Source organism: uncultured Campylobacter sp., assembly GCF_938031315.1.
GTDB lineage: Bacteria > Campylobacterota > Campylobacteria > Campylobacterales > Campylobacteraceae > Campylobacter_B.
This window is the reverse complement of sequence record NZ_CALHHT010000213.1, coordinates 1-2,721: the sequence shown is the minus strand read 5'-3', so window position 1 is coordinate 2,721 and position 2,721 is coordinate 1. Positions and strand designations below refer to the sequence as shown.

Below are 2,721 nucleotides of genomic sequence, written 5' to 3'. Positions count from 1 at the left end.
CTTGTGATGCGGCGCGCAGTTCGGGCGGCGAGCAAAATTTAAAAAGCGAGCCCAGCGCAGGGGAAAATTTAAAAAATCATCATGGCTGCGGGCAAAATTCTACGGATGTGGCAAGATGCGGCGCGGCACAAAATTTCGTAAATTTAGCGCAAAAGAGTGAGTCTAAATTTAAAAAGGCGGATAACGAAGCGGCGAAATTTAAAGCGGGCGGAGAGACGGAGCTTAAAACGGACGCGGCGAAGTGCGGTGAGGCGGAATTTAAGAGTGCGGATAGCGCGGCGATAAAATTTAAAGCGAGCCAGGCGAGTAAATTTAAAACGAGCGCGGCGGATAAGGACTTGGATGCGGGCGAGCGGGAGAAATTTGATATTAAAACCGCCCAGGGCGCGCTTAGTAAGATTTTTACGAGATAGAGCATCAAGGCTCGTTTTGGCACGCAACCCCTTTTGCGCTGCTGTTTTTGGCGCGCATTTTTATGCAGGCGCGCGCTGCGGCGGACAAAAAGCGGAACATTGCGGCGGGCAGAAGCGGCGAAAATGAAAACGGCGAAAATGAAGCGGCCGAGTTTATTGCGACCAAACTCGGCAGATTTTTTGCGTTTATGATTGAGATTTGCGATGATGCCGATAAGATCTCGCACGCAGCGCCGTTGGCGAGCTTTTCGGATATACTTGCGGAAAAATATTTGTGGCCGCAGAGCGACGAGAATGACGAGGAGCGCTGGGAGGAGCATTTTTACGACGATGAGCTATTTTACAGCCTCTATTTTTATTCGCGGGCGGTTTTGGACGCGACGGGAGTGGACTTTGCGCCGTTTAAGTCCAAGCCGGATGGAGTTTAAGGCAATGCCGTTCCGCCCCTTGGCTATAAATTTAGGACGACGCGGCGCGCTTCGGCGATGCTTTGTTTAAATTTAGACTTCAAAATTTTAAAATTTAGCCCAAAAGTCGCGGCAGACGGAATTTGCAGATCGTCCGTTTAAATTTAAAATTCGCTCGATTTTTGATCGGCGGTATGGTTAAGGCGCGAGAAACGCTTTGAAATTTAGATCGCCGCGAAGCTTTAAATCCGTTTGCGGCGCGGCTTTTTATGTGGTTTTAAAAAGATACCAATTCGGCGCAATTTTTTCTATCATTATAAACTCGCTAGGGCTCATTTGCGGCAGATCCGCCTCATCTTGCACCCGCAAAAAGCCCACGGAGTTATCGGTGATCCCGCCGATGAGCAGCATAAATCTTTTGCCCTCCGTCTCGGCGTGAGAGAGATGCAGGCTTTTGATCTCCGTCTTTGCGCGCTCGGGCTCGCCGCCTACGTAAAGCTCGTAAATTTTTTCAAATGCCGCTAGATTTTGTTTTCCAAACTCCGCAAGCTCTTTATCGGGCGCTAAGATTAGCTTTAAATTTACGATGTCTGCATCAGTTCTTTGCTCAAACTCCCGTTTTTGCGCCTCGCTAAATTTTTCATATTCGCTTACGATAGCCTCAATAATGGCGGTTTGCGCTAAAACTCGCACGGCGTAGATCCCGTCCTCCTTAGTATAGACGTAAAGATCGAAGTACTTCTCTTTAGAGCCCAAAAATACGTGAAAAATCTCGCTAAATTCGTCGCTGCGTCCAAGCGGAGCAACCGTGATTTCGCTATAGTTATCCGCCGCGTAGAATTTGCGCTTTAAATAGCTTCTCATCTCGCCTTTAAAATAAAGATTTTTATCGAAGTTTGCGTCGCTAAACAGCGAGCGGACGAGCTCTTCGTTAGAGCTCGCGTTTAGACTTAGCGCGCAGCTTGCACAAAGTATGAGCGAGGCAAAAATTTTTGAAAATCCCGCTGTTTTAAAAAATCTAAATAAGCTCAAAATTTAATCTTTTGAAATTTTATAAATTTAAAAAGTCCATAAATTCTAGAAATTTCAAAATTTTGCAAATTTTAAAACTCCGTAAATTTCGCCTTTTATAGACTCGCCATCGCTTCGGCGCGTGCGAGAAGCTGCTTTGCGCCATTTTCGATAAAAACTCGCGCAAGCTCGGTGCCTACGCTTTGGTATTGCGATTTTTGCGCGACGATGTCTTGGCGGATACTCTCGCTGCCGTCGGGTAGACCCACTATCGCGCTGATGTGGATATTTTCGCCCTCAAGGCGCGCGTTGATGCCGATCGGCACCTGGCAGCCGCCCTCCAAAACCCTAACGAAATCCCGCTCCACGGTCGTTTCGATGATTGCGCGTTCATCTTTTAAAAATTCTATCGCGCGCAGGATTTGCGGCTCGTCCACCGCCTCGATGCCGAGCGCTCCTTGCCCCATCGCAGGGATCATCTGCGAGACCTCAAAGGGCGCTACGTGTCTCACTTCGGCGCGTAAATTTAGGCGGTTGATGCCCGCCATCGCCAAGATGATCGCGTCAAATTCCCCGTCTTTTAGCCTTCGCAAGCGGGTTTGGACGTTGCCGCGCAAGGAGATTATCTCTAAATCAGGTCGCATGCTAAGCAGCTGCATCTTGCGGCGAAGGCTCGTGGTGCCGACTTTCGCGCCGTGGGGCAGCTCGCCGAATTTAGAGTATTTTTCGCTGATCATCGCATCGCGCGCGTCCTCGCGCGCGCAGATCGCTGCTAGCACGAGCCCCTGCGGAAACTCCACGGGCACGTCTTTTAGACTATGCACGGCGATGTGTGCTTCGCCGCGAAGCATGCTCTCCTCAAGCTCCTTCGTAAAGAGTCCCTTGCCGCC

4 protein-coding genes are annotated in these 2,721 nt (G+C 49.5%); 2 read left to right on the top strand and 2 right to left on the bottom strand.

Annotated elements, in window-relative coordinates; translation table 11 throughout:
* Positions 1 to 413, top strand: a 413-nt coding sequence (locus Q0236_RS05355; RefSeq protein ID WP_297915832.1) for a hypothetical protein, incomplete at its 5' end; no start/stop codon positions are given.
* A gap of 62 nt (positions 414 to 475) precedes the next feature.
* The gene (locus Q0236_RS05350; RefSeq protein ID WP_297915830.1) at positions 476 to 841 is read left to right on the top strand and encodes a hypothetical protein; all 366 of its coding nucleotides are present in this window, start codon (positions 476 to 478) and stop codon (positions 839 to 841) included.
* A 246-nt stretch (positions 842 to 1,087) separates the two neighbouring features.
* On the opposite strand, the gene Q0236_RS05345 is transcribed toward Q0236_RS05350, so the two are convergent.
* Complete coding sequence (locus tag Q0236_RS05345) at positions 1,088 to 1,852, bottom strand: hypothetical protein (protein ID WP_297915828.1); 765 nt, start codon at positions 1,850 to 1,852, stop codon at positions 1,088 to 1,090.
* Positions 1,853 to 1,947: 95 nt separating this feature from the next.
* A partial coding sequence (gene hemC, locus Q0236_RS05340) for a hydroxymethylbilane synthase (protein WP_297915826.1) occupies positions 1,948 to 2,721 on the bottom strand: 774 nt, incomplete at its 5' end.

Excerpts from the sequence above, each read along its gene's own strand:
- Q0236_RS05350 (WP_297915830.1), top strand. The coding sequence starts at position 476 with ATGCAGGCGCGCGCTGCGGCGGACAAAAAGCGGAACATTGCGGCGGGC.